Consider the following 22,607-nt stretch of genomic DNA (forward strand, 5'->3'; position numbering starts at 1 on the left):
TCGTGTTCCGGACCGAACAGCGACGTCTACAGCGACGCCGGCGGGTAGAGCTGCGGAGGCAGCTTCGCCGCCGCGGTACGGTCCAGCAGCCACAGCGTGCGCGACCGGCCGCGGGCGCCCGCGGCCGGGGCCTGGATCTCGCCGGACCCCGACAGGGCGACGGCGACGGCACCGGCCTTGTCCTCCCCGGCGGCCAGCAGCCACACCTCGCGGGCGGCGCGGATCGCGGGGAGGGTGAGCGAGACGCGTGTCGGTGGCGGCTTCGGCGATCCGTGGACCCCGACGACGGTCCGCTCGGTCTCGCGGACCCCCGGATGTCCGGGGAAGAGCGAGGCCACATGGGTGTCCGGTCCGACGCCCAGCATCAGGACGTCGAAGGACGGCACCCGGCCGTGGTCCTCCGGGCCCGCGGCCCGTGCGAGCTCCTCGGCGTACGCCTCGGCCGCCGCGTCCGCGTCGTTTCCGTAGGGGCCGTCCGACACGGGCATGGTGTGCACCCGCGCGGGATCGACCGGGACGGCGTCGAGCAGGGCCTCGCGGGCCTGGGTGTCATTGCGTTCCGGATCGCCCTCGGGCAGGAAACGCTCGTCACCCCACCACAGGTCCAGTCGCGCCCAGTCGATCGCGTCCCGGGCCGGGGAACCGGCCAGTGCCGCGAGCAGGGCGTTGCCGTTGCGGCCGCCGGTCAGGACGACCGAGGCGGTGCCCCGGGCGGCCTGGGCGTCCACGACCCGCGTGATCAGCCGGGCGGCCACGGCCTGCGCCATCAGCTCCTTGTCCCGGTGGACCACGACCTGGGGCGCGTTCACTTGGCCGCCGCCTTCTTGCCGGCGGTGGCCTGAGCGGCCTTGCCGTCGCCGCCGTCCTTGCCGTCGCCGCCGTCCTTGCCGGCCGCCGCGTCCGCCTCGGCGATCTGCGCCTCCGCCTCGTCGGGAGTCACGGTCTCCTCGGCCTCCGTCAGCCGGTCCACGCCGAACTTGACCGCGGCCGCGTACGCCTCGTCCGGGTCGAGTCGGCGCAGTTCCTCGGCGATCAGGTCCGAGGTCGCCCGGCGCTGGAGCGCCACGTGCCGGTCGGGCTGGCCGGGGATGGCCAGCTCGGCCAGCGAGCCGCTGGGCCGGTCCAGGCAGATCTCGCCCTCGGAGGTCGCCAGCCGTACGGCCGTGATCCCGGGGCCCTCCGACACCTTGCGCCTGACCGGGACGCCCAGCCGCCGTGCGAGCCACAACCCGAGCAGTTCCGTGCTCGGGTTGTCGGCCTCGCCCTCGACGACGGCGCCCTTGACCGCGGCCTGCTTCTGGTCCAGCGCCGCGGCGAGCACACTGCGCCACGGGGTGATGCGGGTCCAGGCCAGATCCGTGTCGCCGGGGGTGTAGGTCTCGGCCCGCAGCCCGAGGGACGCCACCGGGTCCTCGGTCGGCGCCGCGTCGGTGATCCGGCGCTGTGCGAGTGCGCCCAGCGGGTCCGCCGCGGGGTTCACCGGAGCCTCGTCGGGCCACCACACCACGACCGGTGCGTCCGGCAGCAGCAGCGGCAGGACGACGCTCTCGGCGTGGTCGGCGAGTTCGCCGTGCAACCGCAGCAGCACCGTCTCGCCGATGCCGGTCTCGCCGCCGACGCGCACCTCGGCGTCCAGGCGGGCGCTCTTGCGCTCGCGCGGGGAGCGGCCGGGCCGCTTGATGACCACCAGGATGCGCGAGGGGTGCTCGCGCGAGGCGTCCGAGGCGGACTTGAGCGCGTCGTAGTGGTTGCCCTCGTCCGTCACTATGACGAGCGTCAGCACCATGCCGACGGCCGGACTGCCGGTCGCCCGCCGCGCCTTGACGAGCGCGGAGTTGATCTTGCTGGAGTTGGTCTCCGTGAGGTCGATGTTCATGGCCGGCGCCAGCTCCTGCCGTCTCGTGCGAGCATCTCGTCCGCCGCCTTGGGACCCCAGGTGCCCGCCGTGTACTGCTCGGGCTTGCCATGCCGGTCCCAGTACTCCTCGATCGGGTCGAGGATGTGCCAGGACTGCTCGACCTCCTGGGTGCGGGGGAAGAGGTTGGAGTCGCCGAGCAGCACATCCAGGATGAGCCGCTCGTACGCCTCCGGGCTGGACTCGGTGAAGGACTCGCCGTAGGCGAAGTCCATCGTCACGTCGCGGATCTCCATCGAGGTGCCGGGCACCTTCGAGCCGAACCGGATGGTGATGCCCTCGTCCGGCTGCACACGGATGACCAGGGCGTTCTGCCCCAGCTCCTCGGTCGCGGTGTTGTCGAACGGCGAGTGCGGGGCGCGCTGGAAGACCACCGCGATCTCCGTGACCCGGCGGCCGAGCCGCTTGCCGGTGCGCAGGTAGAAGGGGACGCCCGCCCAGCGGCGGTTGTCGATCTCCAGCTTGATGGCCGCGTAGGTGTCGGTCTTGGACCTGGGGTCGATGCCCTCCTCCTCCAGGTAGCCGAGCACCTCCTCGCCGCCCTGCCACCCGTGCGCGTACTGCCCGCGCACCGTGTGCTTGCCGAGCTCGGCGGGCAGCTTGACCGCCTGGAGGACCTTGAGCTTCTCCTGCACGAGCGAGCTCGCCTCGAAGGAGGCGGGCTCCTCCATGGCGGTCAGCGCCAGCAGTTGCAGCAGGTGGTTCTGGATGACGTCGCGGGCGGCGCCGATCCCGTCGTAGTAGCCCGCGCGTCCGCCGATGCCGATGTCCTCGGCCATCGTGATCTGCACGTGGTCGACGTAACTGCGGTTCCACAGCGGCTCGAACATCGTGTTGGCGAAGCGCAGCGCCAGGATGTTCTGGACTGTCTCCTTGCCCAGGTAGTGGTCGATGCGGAAGACGTCCTGGGAGCGGAAGACCTGGTGGACGACGCGGTTGAGCTCCTGCGCGCTGGCCAGGTCGTGCCCGAAGGGCTTCTCGATCACGGCCCGGCGCCACGAGCCCTCGGGGGCCTCGGACAGCCGGTGCTTCTTCAGCTGCTGCACCACGCTGGGGAAGAACTTCGGAGGCACGGAGAGATAGAAGGCGAAGTTGCCGCCGGTACCCCGGGCCTTGTCCAGTTCCTCCACGGTGGCGCGGAGCTTCTCGAACGCCTCGTCGTCACCGAAGTCGCCGGGCACAAAACGCATGCCTTCGGCGAGCTGCTGCCACACCTCCTCGCGGAAGGGGGTGCGCGCGTGCTCCTTGACGGCGTCGTGCACGACCTGGGCGAAGTCCTCGTCCGCCCAGTCGCGGCGGGCGAAGCCGACGAGCGAGAAGCCCGGCGGCAGCAGCCCACGGTTGGCCAGGTCATAGATGGCGGGCATCAGCTTTTTGCGTGACAAATCACCCGTGACCCCGAAGATCACCAGGCCCGACGGCCCCGCGATACGCGGGAGCCGTCGGTCCACCGGGTCACGCAGCGGGTTGGCGCTGCTCAACGTGGTTACGCCTCCTTCGGCGCCAGGCGCTCGAGCTCCGCCTTGGTCGAGTCCAGCAGCTCGTTCCAGGACGTCTCGAACTTCTCGACGCCCTCGTCCTCCAGCAGCTGGACGACGTCGTCGTACGAGATGCCGAGCGCGCCGACCGCGTCGAGCTCGGCCTTGGCCTGCGCGTACGTGCTGCGGATGGTGTCGCCGGTGATCTCGCCGTGGTCGGCGGTGGCCTCGAGCGTGGCCTCCGGCATGGTGTTGACGACGCCGGGGGCGACCAGCTCGGTCACGTACATGGTGTCCGGGTAGGCGGGGTCCTTGACGCCGGTGGAGGCCCACAGGGGGCGCTGCTTGTGGGCGCCGTCGTGCTCCAGGGCCTTCCAGCGGTCGGAGGAGAAGACCTCCTCGTACGCCTGGTAGGCCAGCCGGGCGTTGGCGATGGCGGCCTTGCCCTTGAGGCCCTTGGCCTCGTCGGTGCCGATCTTCTCCAGGCGCTTGTCGATCTCGCTGTCCACGCGGGAGACGAAGAAGGACGCCACGGAGCGGATCAGGGACAGGTCCAGGCCCGCGGCCTTGGCCGTCTCCAGTCCGGTCAGGTAGGCGTCCATGACCTGGCGGTAGCGGTCCAGCGAGAAGATCAGCGTGACGTTGACGCTGATGCCCTTGCCGATCACCTCGGCGATGGCCGGCAGGCCCGCCTTGGTCGCCGGGATCTTGATCAGGGTGTTCGGGCGGTCCACCAGCCAGGCCAGCTGCTTGGCCTCGGCGATCGTCGCCACGGTGTTGTGGGCGAGCCGCGGGTCGACCTCGATCGACACCCGGCCGTCCTGCCCGCCCGTCGCGTCGTACACCGGACGCAGCACATCGGCCGCGTCACGGACATCGGCGGTGGTGATCATGCGCAGCGCCTCGTCCACCGTGAGCCGGCGGGCGGCGAGGTCGGTCACCTGCGGTTCGTAGCCGTCACCGCCGGCGATCGCCTTCTGGAAGATGGACGGGTTGGTGGTCACGCCCACCACGTGGCTCTGGTCCAGGAGCTCGGCCAGGTTGCCGGAGGTGATCCGCTTGCGGGACAGGTCGTCGAGCCAGATCGCCACGCCCTCGTCGGAGAGGCGCCTGAGTGCGTCTGTCATGAGTCTTGCATCTCCTCGATACGTCGTATGCGTCTGTGCGTCAGCGGGTCGCGGCGGCGATCGAGTCGCGCGCGGCGGCGGCGACCGCCTCGGAGGTCAGGCCGAACTCGCGGTAGAGGACCTTGTAATCGGCGCTTGCCCCGAAGTGCTCCAGGGACACAATCCGGCCGGCGTCACCGACGAAGCGGTACCAGGTCAGGGCGATGCCCGCCTCGACGGCGACCCGCGCCTTGACGTCCGGGAGAAGGACGCTGTCGCGGTAGGCCTGGTCCTGCTCCTCGAACCACTCCACGGACGGCATGGACACGACGCGCGCCTGGATCCCTTCGCTCTGGAGCTGCTCGCGGGCCTCGACGGCCAGCTGCACCTCGGAGCCGGTGGCGATCAGGATGACCTGCGGCCGGCCGCCCTCGGCGTCCAGGAGTACGTAGCCGCCCTTGGCCGCGTTCACGTCGGCGGGGTAGGTCGGGACGTTCTGCCGGGTGAGCGCCAGGCCGTGCGGGGCGGGCTTGGCGGTGTGGCGGCGCGTGATCTCCGCCCACACGGTCGCGGTCTCGTTGGCGTCGGCCGGGCGGACCACGTTCAGGCCCGGGATGGCGCGCAGCGCGGACAGGTGCTCGACCGGCTGGTGGGTCGGGCCGTCCTCGCCGAGACCGATGGAGTCGTGCGTCCACACATAGGTGGTCGGCAGCTTCATGAGCGCGGCCAGACGCACGGCGGGGCGCATGTAGTCGGAGAAGACCAGGAAGGTGCCGCCGTAGATACGGGTGTTGCCGTGCAGCGCGATGCCGTTCATCGTCGAGCCCATGGCGTGCTCGCGGATGCCGTAGTGCACCGTGCGGCCGTACGGGTTCGCCTCCGGCAGCGGGTTGTCCGCGGGCAGGAAGGACGACGAGGCGTCGATGGTGGTGTTGTTCGAGCCGGCCAGGTCGGCGGAGCCGCCCCACAGCTCGGGCAGGATGGCGCCGAGCGCCTTCAGCACCTCGCCGGAGGCCTTGCGGGTCGCCACGGCCTTGCCCGCGGGGAACTCCGGGATCGCCTCTTCCCAGCCGGCCGGCAGCTCGCCCGCCTGGATGCGGTCGAAGGTCCTGGCCCGCTCGGGGTTGGCCGAACGCCACTCCTCGAAGCGCTTGGTCCACTCCGCGTGGGCCTCGCGGCCCCGGTCGCCGACCTTGCGCGCGTGCGCCAGGACCTCGGGCGCGACCTCGAAGTGCTGCTCCGGGTCGAAGCCGAGCACCTGCTTGGTCGCCGCGACCTCGGCCTCGCCGAGCGCCGAGCCGTGGGCGGCCTCGGTGTTCTGCGCGTTCGGGGCCGGCCAGGCGATGATCGTGCGGGCGGCGATGATCGACGGGCGGTCGGTGACGGCCTGCGCCGCCTTGAGCGCCGCGTACAGCTCCTGCGTGTCGAAGTCGCCGGAGGGGTCCTGCTCGATGCGCTGCACGTGCCAGCCGTAGGCCTCGTAGCGCCCCAGGACATCCTCGGAGAAGGCGGTCGCCGTGTCGCCCTCGATGGAGATGTGGTTGTCGTCGTACAGCGCGACCAGGTTGCCGAGCTTCTGGTGCCCGGCCAGCGAGGAGGCCTCCGCGGAGATGCCCTCCTCCAGGTCGCCGTCGGAGACGATGGCCCAGATCGTGTGGTCGAACACCGACTCGCCGGGAGCCGCGTCCGGGTCGAACAGGCCGCGCTCGTAACGGGCGGCCATCGCCATGCCCACCGCGTTGCCGACACCCTGGCCGAGCGGGCCGGTGGTGGTCTCCACGCCGGTGGTGTGACCGTGCTCCGGGTGACCGGGGGTGCGCGAGTCCCAGGTGCGGAAGGCCTTCAGGTCGTCAAGTTCCAGTCCGTACCCGGACAGGAACAGCTGCGTGTACAGCGTCAGGGACGTGTGGCCGGGCGACAGGACGAAGCGGTCCCGGCCCACCCATGAGGCGTCCGCAGGGTCGTGCCGCATCAGCTTCTGGAACAGCAGGTAGGCCGCGGGGGCCAGGCTCATCGCCGTCCCCGGATGGCCGTTTCCGACCTTCTGCACGGCATCCATCGCCAGGACACGCGCGGTGTCGACCGCACGCCCGTCCAGCTCGCTCCACTCCAGCTCGGTGGTCGGCTCGGTGCTCACCTGAGAGGGCTCCTCTCCACATGTCATACGCCGGTGACGAAGTGCACACCGGGCGTTGCCGAGCCTACCCCCGCAAGGGTGTGCGCCTTTTCGAATGCGGACGCGGTGGGCTCGTCGCCACGGGGAACCGACGCACGGGCAGGCGCATTCCCACCCGGCACCGGGCCTGTCACCAGCGTGCCCCGCGCGGCGTCACTTCGCCTGTTGAAGCCTGCCGGAGTCCGCTGAACCCCCGCTGAACACCGTCAGGTGGCGCGGCCCTTGCGCCGGGGAGACGCTCCGGCGTCAACACGTGGCACCCCCGGCGCGGTCGGAGTATCCGCTACGTCTAGAGTGGCGTGGTACGTGCAAGCGGAGCCGCTTGCTGGACTTTTCCTCAGGGGTGTTCGTGACGGCCGTCGAATCCCGGCCCGCCGGAGCCATCGGGTCGATCAACGGTCACCGGCCGTTCGGGGCCCGCGTGATGGCGTTCGTGGCGCTGACCAAGCCGCGCATCATCGAGCTGCTGCTCATCACGACAGTTCCGGTCATGTTCCTGGCGGCGGGTGGCGTTCCCGATCTATGGCTCGTCGCGGCGACGATGATCGGCGGCTACATGTCCGCCGGCGGCGCCAACGCGCTGAACATGTACATCGACCGCGACATCGACGCGCTCATGCACCGTACGGAGCGGCGCCCGCTGGTCACCGGCATGGTCGCGCCCTGGGAGTGCATGGTCTTCGGCATCGCCCTCTCGGTGGTCTCGACCGTGTGGTTCTGGCTGCTGGTCAACCCGCTGTCGGCGGTGCTGTCGCTCGTGGCCATCCTCTATTACGTCTTCGTGTACACCCTCGGCCTGAAGCGCCGTACCGCGCAGAACATCGTGTGGGGCGGGATCGCCGGCTGCATGCAGGTGCTCATCGGCTGGTCCGCGGTGCGCGACGAGCTGGCGTGGGCGCCCTTCGTCCTCTTCCTTGTCCTCTTCTTCTGGACGCCGCCGCACTACTGGCCGCTGTCGATGAAGGTGAAGGAGGACTACGCGCGCGTGGGCGTGCCCATGCTGCCGGTGGTCGCGGGCAATGTGGTGGTCGGCCGGCAGATCGTCCTCTACAGCTGGGCGATGGTGCTGGTGTCCCTCACCCTGTGGTGGCCGCTCGGCGCCGCGAGCTGGTTCTACGGGGCGGCCGCCGTGCTGCTGGGCGCCTTCTGGCTCGTCGAGGCCCATGCCCTGTACGGGCGGGCCAAGGCGGGCGTGGCCGGGGGCAAGCTCAAGGAGATGCGGCTGTTCCACTGGTCCATCACCTACGCGACGCTGCTGTTCGTGGCCGTCGCCGTGGACCCCTTCCTCCACTGATTACCGACGGGTAGCATTGCTGTCATGGCAGACACCCAGGCAGCAGACACTCCGGTCGCCGCATCGAGGGCGCAGGCCCGTGCCGAGCGCCGGGCCGCCCGGCTGGGGCGGCAGATCGAGCGGTTCGCCACCGGTCACGGCGGTGCCGAGGGCCAGCTCGCGTACATCGGCGAAGCCGGCACCCGGATCGTGCTGGTGGGCGAGGACGGCGGCTGGGGCGATCTCGTCGCCCCCTCCTTCGATATCGCCCGACGTGCCGTGGAGCTCTCCGGCATCACGCTGCACGAGTCCTTCGACGGCGACCTCGCCGCCAAGGTGCGCACCGGCCGCTACGAGTGGCGGCGCATGGCAGGCATCCAGATCGGCGGCCCCTCCAACACCTGACGCCGGGCCCGCCCGTTAGGACCGTGGAACGGTTCGGGACGGCGGGTACGAGGAGGCGTGTGCGGTGGACGCGGCAGAACGGGACGAACGGCGGCTGACGGCCCGGCAGGACGCGGCGCGGCTCACCGCCGACGGCGTGCGGGCCGTCGCGGTGAGCTGGGTCGACAACGCGGGCATCAGCCGGGTCAAGACGGTGCCCACCGCCCGGCTCGCGCAGGCGGCGCACCGCGGCATCGGCATGTCGCCGGTCTTCGACGTCTTCACCTCCGACGACATCGTCACCACCTCCGAGCACATCGGGGGCCCCGACGGCGACCTGCGGCTCTTCCCCGACCTCGACCGGCTCACCGTGCTTGCCGCGCAGCCCGGCTGGGCCTGGGCACCGGCCGACCGGTACGACCAGCAGGGGCGGCCGCACCCCGCCTGCCAGCGGCAATTCGCCCGGCGCATGACCGACCGGGCCGCCGACCGCGGGCTGGAGCTGCGGATGGGCTTCGAGACCGAGTGGACGGTCGTCCGCGACAGTGGCGACGGTGCCGGCGGCGGCGGCCACAGGATGGCCCCTCGTGCGGGTGACTTCGCGGGCCGCGGTCCCGCCTACGGACTGACCCGGGTCACCGAGCAGTCCGCCTACCTGCTGGCCCTCCACGACGCCCTCGACGCGCAGCGCGTGGAGGTCCTCCAGATCCACCCCGAGTACGCGCCCGGGCAGTTCGAGGTCTCCACCGTGCCCGCCGACCCCGTCCGGGCGGCCGACGACCTCGTCCTGGTCCGCGAGACCGTACGGGCCGTCAGCGCGGCCCACGGGCTGCGCGCGTCCTTCGCGCCGACGGTCGTCGCCGGCCAGGTCGGCAACGGCTGCCACCTGCACCTGAGCCTGCGTGAGCAAGGGCACAACCTGCACCGCGACCCCACCGGCCGGTACGGCCTCGCCGCGACCGCGGACGCCTTTTTCGGTGCCGTCCTGGACGCGCTGCCCGCGCTGTGCGCCATCGGAGCGCCCTCCCCGGCGAGCTATCTGCGCCTGGTCCCCTCGCACTGGGCCGGTGTGCACCGCTGCTGGGGCGTGGAGAACCGCGAGGCCGCGCTGCGACTCGTGCTCGGTGAACCCGACGACCCCGACGGCGGGCACGCCGAACTCAAACCCTTCGACGCCGCCGCCAACCCCTATCTGCTCGCCGGTGCGGTCATCGCTGCGGGCCTGCGGGGCGTGCTCGACGGAGGCCCGCCGCTGCCCGAGCCGGTGAGCGGCGACCCGGCTGCGCGCGGCGACCAGAAGCGGCTGCCGACCTCGCTGAGCGAGTCCGTCGCGCACTTCGTCCGCGACGACGCGCTGCGCGAGGCGCTCGGCGAGGAACTGTGCGGCGCGATCGTGGCCGTACGGCGGGCCGAATCCGAGGCGCTGGCGGGACTCGGGCCGGAGGAGCTCGCCGAGGCGACCCGGTGGCGCTGGTGATCGAGCTGCCGCCGCTGGTCGACCAGCACTGCCACGGCGTCGTCCGCGGCGACCTCGGTATCGCCTCCTTCGAGACGTATCTCACGGAGTCGGACGCGCCCGCCGCGCCCGGCACCACCTTCTTCGACACCCAGACCGGCTTCGCCGTACGCCGCTGGTGCCCGCCGCTGCTCGGGCTGGAGGCGCACTGCCCGCCCGCGCGGTACCTGGCCCGGCGGCGGGAGCTCGGCGCGTACGAGGCCGCGCGGCTGCTGCTGCGGGGCACCGGCATCGGGACGTATCTCGTGGACACCGGGCTGCCCGGCGACCTGATGACGCCGGAGGAACTGGCCGCGGCGGGCGGCGGCGTCACCGCTCACGAGATCGTCCGGCTGGAGCGGCTGGCGGAGCTCGTCGCCGACACGAGTCCCGGCGGGGAGGCCTGGGTCTCCGGTGTCGCGGAGGCCGTCCACGGGGTGGCGCCGACCGTCCTCGGCTTCAAGTCGATCGCCGCCTACCGCCACGGTCTCGCCCTGGCCCCCGAACCGCCGGACAGCGCGGGCGTGGCGCGCGCCGCCGCGGTCTGGCTCGACGCGCGGCACGAGTTCGGCAGTCGTCTCACCGACCCCGTCCTGCTGCGGCACCTGCTGTGGACGGCCGTCGCGACCGGCCTGCCGTTGCAGCTGCACACCGGCTTCGGCGACCCCGACCTGCGGCTCGACCACGCGGACCCGGCGCTTCTCACGGACTTCGCGCGGGCGACCGCGGGCCTGGGCACGGACCTGGTGCTGCTGCACTGCTACCCGTACCACCGGCAGGCCGCCTACCTGGCGAACGTCTTCCCGCACGTCCACGCCGACGTAGGACTCGCCCTCACCCATGTCGGGCACCGGGCGGGCGCGGTGCTCGCGGAATTCCTGGAGCTGGCGCCCTTCGGCAAGCTGCTCTTCTCGACGGACGCCTACGGGCTCCCCGAGCTCTACGTCGTGGGCGCTGAGGCCTTCCGCACCGCGGTACGGGAGGTGCTGGGCGGCTGGATCGCGGACGGCGCCTGTTCCGCCGCCGACGCGCGCCGCGTCGGCGCCCTCATCGCCGCGGACAACGCCCGCCGCGTCTACCGACTGCCCTGACGCGGCTCGTGGGCCGGGCCCGTCACGCGGCCGGGGCGGGCTCCGGAGCGGAGACGGCGGTGGGGGCGGGGACGGCGCCGGGCTCGGTCAGCGGGCGCTCGCGCAGCGAGAGCAGGACACGCAGGACCGCGATCCACACCAGGGTGGAGCCCAGCATGTGCGCGGCGACCAGGGCCTCGGGGAGCTTCGTGAAGTACTGGACGTAGCCGATGACACCCTGCGCCAGCAGGACGAGGACCAGGTCACGGACCCGCGCCCGCGGCCCCGCGGGGGCGTCGACGGCGCGCAGCGCGAACCACAGCGCCACGGTGAGCCCGCACACGACCCAGGCCAGGTCGGCGTGGAGCTGGGCGATGGTCTCCCACTTCACATCGACGCGCGGCACATCGCTGCTGTCGCCGGCGTGCGGGCCGGCCCCCGTCACCAGCGTGCCGACCGCGATGAGCACGGCGGAGGCGACGACCAGCAGCCAGGTCAGCTGCCGCACCGGCTTGCCGACCAGCGGGCGGGGGCCCGCGTCGCCCTCGCCGGCACGCTGCCAGGTCAGCAGCGCGACCGCGATGAGGGCACTGGACAGCAGGAAGTGCGCGGCGACGGTGTAGGGGTTGAGCCCGGTCAGCACGGTGATGCCGCCCAGCACCGCGTTGCCCATGACGACCCAGAACTGCGCCCAGCCCAGCCGGGTCAGCCCGCGCCGCCACGGCTGCGCGGCGCGCGCCGCGACGATGGCCCAGCCGACGGCCGCGCACAGCACATACGTCAGCATGCGGTTGGTGAACTCGATCGCGCCGTGCACGCCCATGGCACCGGTCGCGGTGAGGCTGTCGGCCGTGCACTTGGGCCAGGTCGGGCAGCCGAGCCCCGAACTGGTCAGCCGGACGGCGCCCCCGGTCACCACGATGACCACGCTCATCACGAGCGCCGCCATGGCGGCCCGCCGGACCGTCGCGGGGGACGGGGTCCAGCGCCGGGCGATGAAGGCCAGGGGGTTTCGCAGGGCTTCGCCTGCTTGGCTGAGATTCGGCACGGCCACCATCGTAGGCGGCCCCTTGTGCAATCCTTCACGAGGGGGACGGCCAGGGGGAGGGGATCGGGCCATGGGCGGGGTCGACCGGCGGAAACTGATCTACGGCGGCGCCGCCGCGGCGTTGACGGGCATCGGCGCGGCCGCGTACACCGCGGCGGACACGCCCGCCGCGGAGGCCGTACGGCAGCCGAGGGGCACCGGCCACCCCGGCGTGGTCGACGTCGTCGCCGACTTCGGCGCGAAGGGCGACGGCACCACCGACGACAGCCGCGCCTTCGCCGACGCCTACCGCTACGCCGAGTCCCGCCTGGACGACCACACCGGCCGCACCGTGATCGACGTCCCGCCCGGCAGGTACCTGGTCACCGAGCCCGGCGCGCTGCTCGCCGGCGACAACCCCCGCAACCAGGCCAACGGGTTGCGCTTCCGGGGCGCCGGCCTGCGCATCAGCGAGATCGTCTTCGCACCGGTGAAGGCCGACGGCGCCTTCCTGTGCGTCAACGACGACATGTGGCAGAACATCGCCTTCGAGGGCCTGCGCTTCACCTCCGGCACGCCCGGTGCCTCGTTCTTCTCCTCCTACTCCACCGGCGGCGCGGCGAACTACCGCTTCTCCGACTGCGAGTGGATGGGGGAGTGGGAATACGGCATCGCCCTCGACGGCACCAACACCAACTCCGAGATGCGCTGGGAGGCGTGCCGGGTCGGCGGCGCCTACCGGAGGGCGTTCCTCTACTCCGGCCTGTCGAAGCGCTCGGAGCACCCGCAGCAGCAGGACCAGTTCCTCAACTACTGGTTCACCGACATGAACGTCACCTACGAGTGGGGCAACTTCCTGGAGTTCCCCTACGGCGGCTCCGTCACCTGCCGCGCCGGGAGCTATGTCGTCACCGGCCGCCGCCCGGTCGCGCACCCCGTCTACGGATTCGAGAGCGCCTTCTTCCGCTTCCCCCGGGCCCAGCACTTCAGCTCGGTCCAGCGCTTCCACGCCGAGGACATCCGCTTCGAGCTGCGCGGCCCGGACACCGTCGTCATCGACTGCGAATGGTCGGGCGGCACCGTCCACTTCAACGACTGCGACGACACCGCCAACGCCTTCAAGCCCTTCGCCCCCGGGCTGCGCGCCCACCGCTACACGCTCGGCCCGCGCGGTCCCCTGGTGCGGTACGACTCCTGCCAGCTCACCGGTGCGCACCGCTACCGCACCGACGCCGCGGCGCCGCCGCCGGTGTGTGTGCGCTACGACATGTGCCTGCTGGCGAGCCACGGCCCCGAGGACGGCTTCCTGGCCCTCGACGACGGCCGGGACAGCGGCTTCGCGCGTTTCGTGGACTGCGTCACGCCCGCGTGAGTCAGGCGCCCACGGTGCCGTCGACGCCCTCGCGGAGGAAGTCGGCGTGCCCGTTGTGGCGGCCGTACTCCAGCAGGACGTGCACCATCACCATCCGCAGCGAGACGTCCTCGCCCCAGCGGGGCTGATGGCCGGCCAGGTCCAGGGACGCGGCCTCGCGCTCGATGCGGCGCGAGGTCTCCACCTCGGCCTCCCACGCGCCGAACGCCTCGGCCCGGGTCGACGCGCTCGCGTCGTACGCCGCCTGGAAGTCGATCCGGTCGGACCACACCATGGGGGCGTCGTGGTCCTCGAACACCCGACGGAACCAGGCGCGTTCCACTTCCGCCATATGCCGGACCAGGCCGAGCAGGGACAGTGCGGACGGGGGCATGGACCGCTGCCGCAACTCCTCGTCGGTGAGGCCCTCGCACTTCATCGCGAGCGTCGCCCGGTGGTAGTCCAGGAACGCGCGCAGCGTCTCGCGTTCGCCGCCGAGGCTCGGCGGTCCGACACGGTGGTCGGTGGTCATGGACGGGTCCCCCGTTCTGGACGGTCAGCGCCGGATGCTACTCCCAGCGGAACCAGCGAGCCGCCGCGCCCAGGCCCAGCACCGCCCAGACGGCGAGGATGCCGAGGTCGCCCCAGGGCACGCCGGCGCCGTGCTGGAGCACGTCCCGCAGTCCGTCCGAAAGGGCGGAGACCGGCAGGAGTTCGAGCACGGAACGGACGCCGTCGGGGAATCTGTCGAGCGGCACGACGACCCCGCCGCAGACCAGCAGCAGCAGGAAGACCAGGTTGGCGGCGGCCAGCGTGGCCTCCGCCTTGAGGGTGCCGGCCATGAGCAGGCCGAGTCCGGAGAACGCGGCGGTGCCCAGGACCAGGAGCAGCAGCACGGACAGCGGGTCGCCGTGCGGGGACCAGCCCAGCGCGAAGGCGATGGCCGTCAGCAGGACGACCTGCAGCACCTCGGTGACCATGACGGACCCGGTCTTGGCGGTCATCAGCGCCCAGCGCGGCAGCGGGGAGGCGGCGAGCCGCTTCAGGACGCCGTAGCGGCGCTCGAAGCCGGTCGCGATCGCCTGTCCGGTGAAGGCGGTCGACATCACGGCCAGGGCCAGGACGCCCGGTGCCAGGAAGTCGACGGCCTTGCCGGCGCCGGTGTCGACGACGTCCACCGTGGAGAAGAGGACCAGCAGCAGGGTCGGGATGACGACGGTGAGCAGCAGCTGCTCGCCGTTGCGCAGCAGCATCCGCGTCTCCAGGGCGGTCTGCGCGCCGATCATGCGGCCCAGCGGCGCGGAGCCGGGGGCGGGGGTGAAGGTCCCGGTGGCGGTCACGAACGCAGCTCCTTGCCGGTCAGCTCCAGAAAGACGTCCTCAAGGGTGCGCCGCTCGACCGCGAGCCGGTCGGGCATCACGCCGTGCTGGGCGCACCAGGAGGTGACGGTGGCCAGCATCTGCGGGTCGACCTTGCCCTCGATGCGGTAGCTGCCCGGGGTGAGCTCGGCCGCGGCCGAGTCGGCGGGCAGCGCCTTGAGGAGCGAGGCGAGGTCGAGGCCGGGGCGGCCGTTGAAGCGGAGCGTGTTCTCGGCGCCGCCGCGGCACAGCTGCTCGGGGGTGCCGCTCGCTATCACGCGGCCCTGGTCGATGATCGCCACGTCGTCGGCGAGCTGCTCGGCCTCGTCCATGAAGTGCGTGGTCAGGACGACGGTGACGCCGTCGGCGCGCAGTTCCCCGACGAGGTCCCAGGTGACGCGGCGGGCCTGCGGGTCCAGGCCCGCGGTCGGCTCGTCGAGGAAGACCAGTTCGGGACGGCCCACGATCGCCATGGCGAGCGCGAGGCGCTGCTGCTGGCCGCCGGAGAGCCGGCGGTACGTGGTGCGGCCGCAGGACCCCAGGCCCAGGCGCTCGATGAGCAGCGCGGGGTCGATGGGGTCGGCGTGCAGTTTCGCCGTGTGCCGCAGCATCTCCTCGGCGCGGGCGCCCGCGTACACGCCGCCGGACTGGAGCATCACCCCGATCCGCGGCCGCAGCGCGGCGGCCTCCCGTACGGGGTCCAGGCCCAGCACGCTCACGTGTCCGCCGTCCGGACGGCGGTACCCCTCGCAGGTTTCGACGGTGGTGGTCTTCCCGGCGCCGTTCGGGCCGAGCACGGCGGTCACGGTGCCCCGGGCGACGGACAGGTCGAGCCCGTCCACCGCGGTCTTGGCGCCGTACCGCTTGACCAGTCCGGTCACCTCGACCGCGGGGTCCATTCGCATGACGGGCAGTCTACGAACCCCGGCGGGGCGCTTGGGCGGGAGGGCTGTCGCGGGTGCGGGATCCGGGCGGGGCCGGGCGGCCCGGCCAGCACTCCTACGGGTGACGAAGGCCCCTGCTCCCCAGGTGGGAGCCTTGCGCGGGGGGACCGGCCCGCCGCGATCGGAAAGATCGTTCCCGCAGGTCAGGTTAGGTTTCCCTAAGTGACGCAGCGCACCGTTCGCCCGTCGGACGCCGCTTGCCTCTCCCGGATGAATTACGCAACACTGGACTTGTGAAAAACGTGTCCGAGGCTCAGGAGGAGCAGACGACCGGGGAGCGGAGCACCCGCAACCGGGTCGCCAGGTCCGTCCTGCTCCACGGGCCGTCGACCGCCGCGGACGTGGCGGAGCGGCTGGGCCTGACGCAGGCCGCCGTGCGGCGCCATCTGGACGCGCTCGTCGCCGAGGACATGGTGGAGCCGCGCGAGAAGCGGGTCTACGGTACCCGCGGCCGGGGCCGCCCCGCGAAGGTCTTCGCGCTCACCGACTGCGGACGCGACACCTTCGACCAGGCGTACGACCAGCTCGCCGCGGACGCGATGCGCTGGATCGCCGAGTCCGCCGGCGGCGGGCCGCAGGGAGAGGCCGCGGTGTCGGCCTTCGCCCGCGCCCGGGTCGCCGCGCAGGCCGAGCGCTACCGTGCGGTCGTCGAGGCGGCCGACCCCGAGGAGCGCACGCAGGCACTCGCCAGGGCGCTGAGCCAGGACGGGTACGCTGCCACGACGCGCGGCGCGCCCGCCTCCGCCGGGGAGCAGCTCTGTCAGCACCACTGCCCGGTGGCCCACATCGCCGAGCAGTTCCCCCAGTTGTGCGAGGCGGAGGCCGAGGTCTTCTCCCGCCTGCTCGGAACCCATGTACAACGGCTGGCCACCATCGCCCACGGCGACGGTGTGTGCACCACCTTCGTGCCGAAGGCCGGCCCGCAATCCCACCATGCAAGCAACGCCGGGAGGAACCCCGCATGACTGCCCCCCTGGAGACGGCTCACCCTGAACTCGAGGGTCTGGGCACCTACGAGTACGGCTGGGCCGACTCCGACACCGCCGGAGCCGCCGCCCGCCGCGGCCTGAGCGAAGAGGTCGTCCGCGACATCTCGGCGAAGAAGAACGAGCCCGAGTGGATGCTCAAGCTGCGGCTGAAGGGTCTGAAGCTCTTCGGGAAGAAGCCGATGCCCACCTGGGGTTCGGACCTCTCCGACATCGACTTCGACAACATCAAGTACTTCGTGCGGTCCACCGAGAAGCAGGCGGAGTCCTGGGAGGACCTGCCCGAGGACATCAAGAACACCTACGACCGGCTCGGCATCCCCGAGGCGGAGAAGCAGCGCCTGGTCGCAGGTGTCGCCGCCCAGTACGAGTCTGAGGTCGTCTACCACCAGATCCGTGAGGACCTGGAGGAGCAGGGCGTCATCTTCCTGGACACCGACACGGCGCTCAAGGAGCAGCCGGAGCTCTTCCAGGAGTACTTCGGCACGGTCATCCCCGCGGGCGACAACAAGTTCGCGTCGCTGAACACGGCCGTGTGGTCCGGCGGTTCCTTCATCTACGTGCCGAAGGGCGTGCACGTAGAGATCCCGCTCCAGGCCTACTTCCGGATCAACACCGAGAACATGGGCCAGTTCGAGCGGACGCTGATCATCGTCGACGAGGACGCCTACGTCCACTACGTCGAGGGCTGCACCGCCCCGATCTACAAGTCGGACTCGCTGCACAGCGCCGTCGTCGAGATCATCGTGAAGAAGGGCGGCCGCTGCCGCTACACGACCATCCAGAACTGGTCGAACAACGTCTACAACCTGGTCACCAAGCGCGCCGTCGCCTACGAGGGCGCCACCATGGAGTGGGTCGACGGCAACATCGGCTCCAAGGTGACCATGAAGTACCCGGCCGTCTACCTGATGGGCGAGCACGCCAAGGGCGAGACCCTGTCCATCGCCTTCGCGGGCGAGGGCCAGCACCAGGACGCCGGCGCCAAGATGGTGCACATGGCGCCGAACACCTCGTCGTCGATCGTCTCCAAGTCCGTGGCGCGCGGCGGTGGCCGCACCTCCTACCGCGGTCTGATCGAGATCGGCGAAGGTGCCCACGGCTCCAAGTCCAACGTGCTGTGCGACGCGCTGCTGGTGGACACCATCTCCCGCTCGGACACCTACCCCTACGTGGACGTCCGCGAGGACGACGTGTCCATGGGCCACGAGGCGACGGTCTCCAAGGTCAGCGAGGACCAGCTCTTCTACCTGATGAGCCGAGGTCTGGAGGAGAACGAGGCGATGGCCACGATCGTCCGCGGTTTCGTGGAGCCGATCGCGCGTGAGCTGCCGATGGAGTACGCGTTGGAGCTCAACCGGCTCATCGAGCTGCAGATGGAGGGCTCGGTCGGCTGACGCCGCCCGCTCCGTCCCCACGAGTCGTTGCCCGTGCAGGGCCCGTGAGCGAGCCGAAGGGCGCGCCGGTACCGAAAGCGACGAGACCAAGCGACCGAGGAACACAGGGAGCGCAGTGTCGAGGAGCGTCGGTACCGGGCCCACGCGCCCGGAGGCGAGCGAACACAATAAGGCAGAAAGAGGCAGTACTACAGCCATGGCTGAAACCATCCCGGCCGCCGGTGCCACCACCGATGGGGCCATCCAGGTCGGCCAGCCCCGGGACGCCCGGGTCAGCGCCCCCGCGTCCTACGACGTGGCCGACTTCCCCGTGCCCAACGGCCGTGAGGAGGAATGGCGCTTCACCCCGCTGGAGCGGCTGCGCGGTCTGCACGACGGCACCGCCGTCGCGACCGGCGGCGGCGTCAGGGTCGAGGTGAGCGCCCCCGACGGCGTCACCGTCGAGACCGTTGGCCGGGAGGACACCCGGGTCGGCAAGGCGGGCAAGCCGGTGGACCGGGTCGCCGCGCAGGCGTACAGCTCCTTCGAGAAGGCCGGCGTCGTCTCCATCCCCAAGGACGCGGTACTCACCGAGCCGGTGCGGATCGCGGTGCGCGGCGAGGGCGGCGTGGCCTACGGCCACCAGGTCGTCGAGGTCGGCGCCTTCGCCGAGGCGGTCGTGGTCCTGGACCACACCGGTGACGCCATCGTGGCCGCCAACGTCGAGTACCTGATCGGCGACGGCGCCAAGCTCACCGTCGTCTCCATCCAGGACTGGGACGACACCGCCGTGCACGCCGCCCAGCACACGGCGCTGATCGGCCGCGACGCGACCTTCAAGTCCGTCGTGGTGACCTTCGGCGGCGACCTGGTACGGCTGCACCCGCGCGTGGTCTACGGCGCCCCCGGCGGCGAGGCGGAACTGTACGGCGTGTACTTCACCGACCGGGGCCAGCACCAGGAGCACCGCCTCTTCATCGACCACGACACCCCGCACTGCCGCTCCAACGTGGCGTACAAGGGCGCGCTGCAGGGCCAGGACGCGCACGCGGTGTGGATCGGCGACGTGCTCATCCGTGCCGAGGCCGAGGGCACCGACACCTACGAGCTCAACCGCAACCTGGTGCTCACCGACGGCGCCCGGGTCGACTCCGTCCCGAACCTGGAGATCGAGACCGGCGAGATCGTCGGCGCCGGCCACGCCTCGGCGACCGGCCGCTTCGAGGACGAGCAGCTGTTCTACCTGATGGCCCGCGGCATCCCGGCCGACGAGGCCCGCCGGCTGGTCGTGCGCGGCTTCTTCGCCGGGCTGATCCAGCAGATCGGCGTGGCGGACCTGGAGGAGCGCCTGCTGGAGAAGATCGACGCGGAGCTGGAGGCGTCCGTCGTATGACCACCGCTGGAGGCTTCGTCCGCGTCTGCGCGCTGAGCGAGCTGGAGGAGGACACGCCCAGGCGTGTCGAGCTCGACGGCGTCCCGGTGTCGGTCGTCCGCACCGCGGGCGAGGTGTTCGCGATCAACGACATCTGCTCGCACGCGAACGTCTCGCTGTCGGAGGGCGAGGTGGAGGACTGCCAGATCGAGTGCTGGCTGCACGGATCGTCCTTCGACCTGCGCACCGGCAAGCCGTCCGGGCTGCCCGCGACGCGGCCCGTCCCCGTTTACCCCGTACAGATCCAAGGGGACGATGTGCTCGTCTCCGTCACCCAGGAGTCCTGAGGCACCCATGGCAACGCTTGAGATCCACGACCTGCACGTCTCCGTCGACGCCGAGGGCGGTCCGCGCGAGATCCTTCGCGGCGTCGACCTGACCGTGAAGCAGGGCGAGACACACGCCATCATGGGCCCCAACGGCTCCGGCAAGTCGACCCTCGCCTACTCGCTGGCCGGGCACCCGAAGTACACCGTCACCGGTGGCACCGTCACCCTCGACGGCGAGGACGTGCTGGCCATGTCCGTCGACCAGCGGGCCCGCGCGGGCGTCTTCCTCGCCATGCAGTACCCGGTCGAGGTGCCCGGCGTCTCGGTCTCCAACTTCCTGCGGACCTCGGCCACCGCCATCCGCGGCGAGGCCCCCAAGCTGCGCACCTGGGTGAAGGAGGTCAGGGAGGCCATGGAGCGCCTGCACATGGACACCTCCTTCGCCGAGCGCAACGTCAACGAGGGCTTCTCCGGCGGCGAGAAGAAGCGCCACGAGATCCTTCAGCTCGAACTGCTCAAGCCGAAGATCGCGATCCTGGACGAGACCGACTCCGGCCTGGACGTCGACGCCCTGCGCGTCGTGTCCGAGGGTGTCAACCGGGTGCGCGAGAGCGGTGAGGTCGGCACCCTGCTGATCACTCACTACACGCGCATCCTGCGCTACATCAAGCCCGACCGCGTCCACGTCTTCGCCGCGGGCCGGATCGCCGAGTCCGGTGGTCCCGAGCTGGCGGACAAGCTGGAGGCCGAGGGCTACGAGGCCTATACGAAGGGAGGCGTATCCGCGTGACACCACAGCTGCCGGGCCTGCTCGACACCGAGGCCATCCGCAAGGACTTCCCGGTGCTCGACCGTCTCGTCCACGACGGGAAGAAGCTCGTCTACCTGGACAACGCGGCGACCTCCCAGAAGCCGCGTCAGGTCCTGGACGCCCTGAGCGAGTACTACGAGCGCTACAACGCCAACGTCCACCGCGGCGTGCACACACTCGCCGAGGAGGCCACGGCGCTGTACGAGGGCGCGCGCGACAAGATCGCCGCCTTCATCAACGCGCCCAGCCGCGACGAGGTCATATTCACCAAGAACGCCTCGGAGTCGCTGAACCTGGTCGCCAACATGCTGGGCTGGGCCGACGAGCCCTACCGCGTGGACAGCGACACCGAGATCGTCATCACGGAGATGGAGCACCACTCCAACATCGTCCCGTGGCAGCTGCTCTCGCAGCGCACCGGCGCGAAGCTGAAGTGGTTCGGCCTGACCGACGACGGCCGGCTCGACCTGAGCAACATCGAGCAGGTCATCACCGAGAAGACGAAGATCGTCTCCTTTGTGCTGGTCTCCAACATCCTGGGCACGGTCAACCCGGTCGAGGCGATCGTGCGCCGCGCCCAGCAGGTCGGCGCCCTGGTGCTGATCGACGCCTCGCAGGCCGCGCCGCACATGGTGCTGGACGTGCAGGCGCTCCAGGCCGACTTCGTGGCCTTCACCGGTCACAAGATGCTCGGCCCGACCGGCATCGGCGTGCTGTGGGGCCGCCAGGAACTGCTGGAGGACCTCCCGCCGTTCCTGGGCGGCGGCGAGATGATCGAGACCGTCTCGATGCACTCGTCGACGTACGCACCCGCGCCGCACAAGTTCGAGGCGGGCACGCCCCCGATCGCGCAGGCGGTCGGTCTCGGCGCGGCCGTGGACTACCTGGCGGCCCTGGGCATGGACAAGGTCGAGGCGCACGAGCACGCGCTGACCGAGTACGCCCTGCGGCGGCTGAAGGAGGTGCCCGAGCTGAAGATCATCGGCCCGGACACCCCCGAGGGCCGTGGCTCCGCGATCTCCTTCACCCTGGGTGACATCCACCCGCACGACGTGGGCCAGGTCCTGGACGAGCGCGGCATCGCCGTGCGGGTCGGCCACCACTGCGCGCGGCCGGTCTGCCTGCGGTACGGAATTCCCGCGACCACGCGAGCGTCGTTCTATCTGTACTCCACCCCGGCCGAGGTCGACGCCCTGGTCGAGGGTCTGGAGTACGTACGGAACTTCTTCGGCTGAGGACGGACGGCGAGCCTGTGAAGCTGGATTCGATGTACCAGGAAGTCATCCTGGACCACTACAAGAACCCGCACGGACGGGGCCTGCGCGACGGCGATGTCGAGGTGCACCACGTCAATCCGACGTGCGGCGACGAGATCACGCTGCGCGTGCGGCTGGACGGCACGTCCATCCAGGACATCAGCTACGAGGGCCAGGGCTGCTCGATCAGCCAGGCCAGCGCCTCCGTGCTCAACGAACTGCTGGTCGGCCGGCAGGTCGACGAGGCGGTGAAGGTCCAGGAGGTCTTCCTGGAGCTGATGCAGTCCAAGGGCAAGCTGGAGCCCGACGACGCGATGGAGGACGTTCTGGAGGACGCGGTCGCGTTCGCCGGCGTCTCCAAGTACCCGGCGCGCGTGAAGTGCGCCCTGTTGAGCTGGATGGCGTGGAAGGACGCCACCGCCCAGGCTCTGGGCGATGGCGCGGCGAGGGAGTCCGCATGAGTGACAACGTAGAGGTCATGACAACGACGCCGGCGAGCGAGGAGGAGGTCCGTGAGGCCCTCTACGACGTCGTCGACCCCGAGCTGGGCATCGACGTCGTCAACCTCGGGCTGATCTACGGCATCCACATCGACGACACCAATGTCGTCACCCTCGACATGACGCTCACGTCTGCGGCCTGCCCGCTGACCGACGTCATCGAGGACCAGGCCAAGTCGGCCACCGAGGGCATCGTCAGCGACCTCAAGATCAACTGGGTCTGGATGCCGCCGTGGGGTCCCGACAAGATCACCGACGACGGCCGCGAGCAGCTGCGGGCGCTCGGCTTCAACGTCTGACCCACGCACCACCTCTGCGGGCCGCGACTCTCCGGAGCCGCGGCCCGCAGTCGTTTCCGCCCGGTCGTGTGTACGGGTGTACACATCGATGTGTACGCTCG

Annotated in this window: 22 protein-coding genes; 13 read left to right on the forward strand and 9 right to left on the reverse strand. The window is 71.1% G+C overall.

Features of this window, described 5'->3' with window-relative positions:
• Window positions 1-26: 26 nt before the first annotated feature.
• From pgl to tkt, 5 genes are read right to left on the reverse strand one after another with little or no spacing between them, the layout of a single operon-like run.
• Window positions 27-809 carry a 6-phosphogluconolactonase gene (gene pgl, locus RV983_RS27295; protein ID WP_475988369.1) on the reverse strand — a complete coding sequence of 261 codons (783 nt, stop codon included), beginning with the start codon at window positions 807-809 and terminating at the stop codon, window positions 27-29.
• Window positions 806-1,876: a glucose-6-phosphate dehydrogenase assembly protein OpcA gene (opcA, locus tag RV983_RS27300; protein ID WP_475988370.1), complete on the reverse strand. Its 1,071-nt coding sequence runs from the start codon at window positions 1,874-1,876 to the stop codon at window positions 806-808. The genes pgl and opcA overlap by 4 nt, the downstream gene beginning before the upstream one ends.
• Complete coding sequence (zwf, locus tag RV983_RS27305; RefSeq protein WP_475988371.1) at window positions 1,873-3,396, reverse strand: glucose-6-phosphate dehydrogenase; 1,524 nt, start codon at window positions 3,394-3,396, stop codon at window positions 1,873-1,875. The genes opcA and zwf overlap by 4 nt, the downstream gene beginning before the upstream one ends.
• Before the next feature lie 5 nt (window positions 3,397-3,401).
• A complete protein-coding gene (tal, locus tag RV983_RS27310; protein WP_475988372.1) occupies window positions 3,402-4,520 on the reverse strand; it encodes a transaldolase in 1,119 nt (372 codons plus the stop codon).
• A gap of 40 nt (window positions 4,521-4,560) precedes the next feature.
• Complete coding sequence (gene tkt, locus RV983_RS27315) at window positions 4,561-6,636, reverse strand: transketolase (RefSeq protein WP_475988373.1); 2,076 nt, start codon at window positions 6,634-6,636, stop codon at window positions 4,561-4,563.
• A gap of 388 nt (window positions 6,637-7,024) precedes the next feature.
• Between tkt and RV983_RS27320 the strand changes: the two genes are divergently transcribed.
• The 4 genes from RV983_RS27320 (at window position 7,025) to RV983_RS27335 (ending at window position 10,918) form a co-directional block, all read left to right on the forward strand.
• Window positions 7,025-7,969 carry a heme o synthase gene (locus tag RV983_RS27320; RefSeq protein WP_475988374.1) on the forward strand — a complete coding sequence of 315 codons (945 nt, stop codon included), beginning with the start codon at window positions 7,025-7,027 and terminating at the stop codon, window positions 7,967-7,969.
• A 24-nt stretch (window positions 7,970-7,993) separates the two neighbouring features.
• Window positions 7,994-8,353 (forward strand): hypothetical protein, encoded by a 360-nt coding sequence (locus RV983_RS27325; RefSeq protein ID WP_475988375.1) that lies wholly within the window; start codon window positions 7,994-7,996, stop codon window positions 8,351-8,353.
• 64 nt (window positions 8,354-8,417) lie between these two features.
• Entirely contained in the window at window positions 8,418-9,809 is a 1,392-nt protein-coding gene (locus tag RV983_RS27330; protein WP_475988376.1) for a glutamine synthetase family protein, read from the forward strand.
• Entirely contained in the window at window positions 9,806-10,918 is a 1,113-nt protein-coding gene (locus RV983_RS27335) for an amidohydrolase family protein (protein WP_475990473.1), read from the forward strand. The genes RV983_RS27330 and RV983_RS27335 overlap by 4 nt, the downstream gene beginning before the upstream one ends.
• A gap of 22 nt (window positions 10,919-10,940) precedes the next feature.
• Here RV983_RS27335 and RV983_RS27340 read toward each other — a convergent pair whose 3' ends face one another.
• Entirely contained in the window at window positions 10,941-11,954 is a 1,014-nt protein-coding gene (locus tag RV983_RS27340; protein WP_475988377.1) for a COX15/CtaA family protein, read from the reverse strand.
• A 61-nt stretch (window positions 11,955-12,015) separates the two neighbouring features.
• Here RV983_RS27340 and RV983_RS27345 point away from each other — a divergent pair, with 61 nt between their 5' ends.
• Window positions 12,016-13,296 carry a glycosyl hydrolase family 28-related protein gene (locus tag RV983_RS27345; protein WP_475988378.1) on the forward strand — a complete coding sequence of 427 codons (1,281 nt, stop codon included), beginning with the start codon at window positions 12,016-12,018 and terminating at the stop codon, window positions 13,294-13,296.
• A gap of 1 nt (window position 13,297) precedes the next feature.
• Here the strand turns inward: RV983_RS27345 and RV983_RS27350 are convergent, their stop codons facing one another.
• From RV983_RS27350 to RV983_RS27360, 3 genes are read right to left on the reverse strand one after another with little or no spacing between them, the layout of a single operon-like run.
• Window positions 13,298-13,807 (reverse strand): DinB family protein, encoded by a 510-nt coding sequence (locus RV983_RS27350; RefSeq protein WP_475988379.1) that lies wholly within the window; start codon window positions 13,805-13,807, stop codon window positions 13,298-13,300.
• A 37-nt stretch (window positions 13,808-13,844) separates the two neighbouring features.
• Window positions 13,845-14,615, reverse strand: a complete 771-nt coding sequence (locus RV983_RS27355) for an ABC transporter permease (protein ID WP_475988380.1) — start codon at window positions 14,613-14,615, stop codon at window positions 13,845-13,847.
• Complete coding sequence (locus tag RV983_RS27360; RefSeq protein ID WP_475988381.1) at window positions 14,612-15,538, reverse strand: ABC transporter ATP-binding protein; 927 nt, start codon at window positions 15,536-15,538, stop codon at window positions 14,612-14,614. Before RV983_RS27360 ends, RV983_RS27355 begins: the two co-directional genes overlap by 4 nt.
• A gap of 272 nt (window positions 15,539-15,810) precedes the next feature.
• On the opposite strand from RV983_RS27360, the gene RV983_RS27365 reads away from it, so the two are divergent.
• The 8 genes from RV983_RS27365 (at window position 15,811) to RV983_RS27400 (ending at window position 22,506) form a co-directional block, all read left to right on the forward strand.
• Window positions 15,811-16,542: a helix-turn-helix transcriptional regulator gene (locus RV983_RS27365; RefSeq protein ID WP_475988382.1), complete on the forward strand. Its 732-nt coding sequence runs from the start codon at window positions 15,811-15,813 to the stop codon at window positions 16,540-16,542.
• Window positions 16,539-17,960 (forward strand): Fe-S cluster assembly protein SufB, encoded by a 1,422-nt coding sequence (gene sufB, locus RV983_RS27370; RefSeq protein ID WP_475988383.1) that lies wholly within the window; start codon window positions 16,539-16,541, stop codon window positions 17,958-17,960. Before RV983_RS27365 ends, sufB begins: the two co-directional genes overlap by 4 nt.
• 196 nt (window positions 17,961-18,156) lie before the next feature.
• A complete protein-coding gene (sufD, locus tag RV983_RS27375; protein ID WP_475988384.1) occupies window positions 18,157-19,332 on the forward strand; it encodes a Fe-S cluster assembly protein SufD in 1,176 nt (391 codons plus the stop codon).
• Entirely contained in the window at window positions 19,329-19,658 is a 330-nt protein-coding gene (locus RV983_RS27380; RefSeq protein WP_389251057.1) for a bifunctional 3-phenylpropionate/cinnamic acid dioxygenase ferredoxin subunit, read from the forward strand. Before sufD ends, RV983_RS27380 begins: the two co-directional genes overlap by 4 nt.
• A 7-nt stretch (window positions 19,659-19,665) precedes the next feature.
• Window positions 19,666-20,430 carry a Fe-S cluster assembly ATPase SufC gene (gene sufC, locus RV983_RS27385; RefSeq protein ID WP_475988385.1) on the forward strand — a complete coding sequence of 255 codons (765 nt, stop codon included), beginning with the start codon at window positions 19,666-19,668 and terminating at the stop codon, window positions 20,428-20,430.
• A complete protein-coding gene (locus RV983_RS27390) occupies window positions 20,427-21,686 on the forward strand; it encodes a cysteine desulfurase (RefSeq protein WP_475988386.1) in 1,260 nt (419 codons plus the stop codon). The genes sufC and RV983_RS27390 overlap by 4 nt, the downstream gene beginning before the upstream one ends.
• Window positions 21,687-21,703: 17 nt before the next feature.
• Window positions 21,704-22,168: a Fe-S cluster assembly sulfur transfer protein SufU gene (gene sufU, locus RV983_RS27395; RefSeq protein ID WP_319661209.1), complete on the forward strand. Its 465-nt coding sequence runs from the start codon at window positions 21,704-21,706 to the stop codon at window positions 22,166-22,168.
• Complete coding sequence (locus tag RV983_RS27400; protein ID WP_475988387.1) at window positions 22,165-22,506, forward strand: metal-sulfur cluster assembly factor; 342 nt, start codon at window positions 22,165-22,167, stop codon at window positions 22,504-22,506. The genes sufU and RV983_RS27400 overlap by 4 nt, the downstream gene beginning before the upstream one ends.
• Window positions 22,507-22,607 lie beyond the last annotated feature (101 nt).

Source organism: Streptomyces sp. RLA123, from assembly GCF_056270165.1.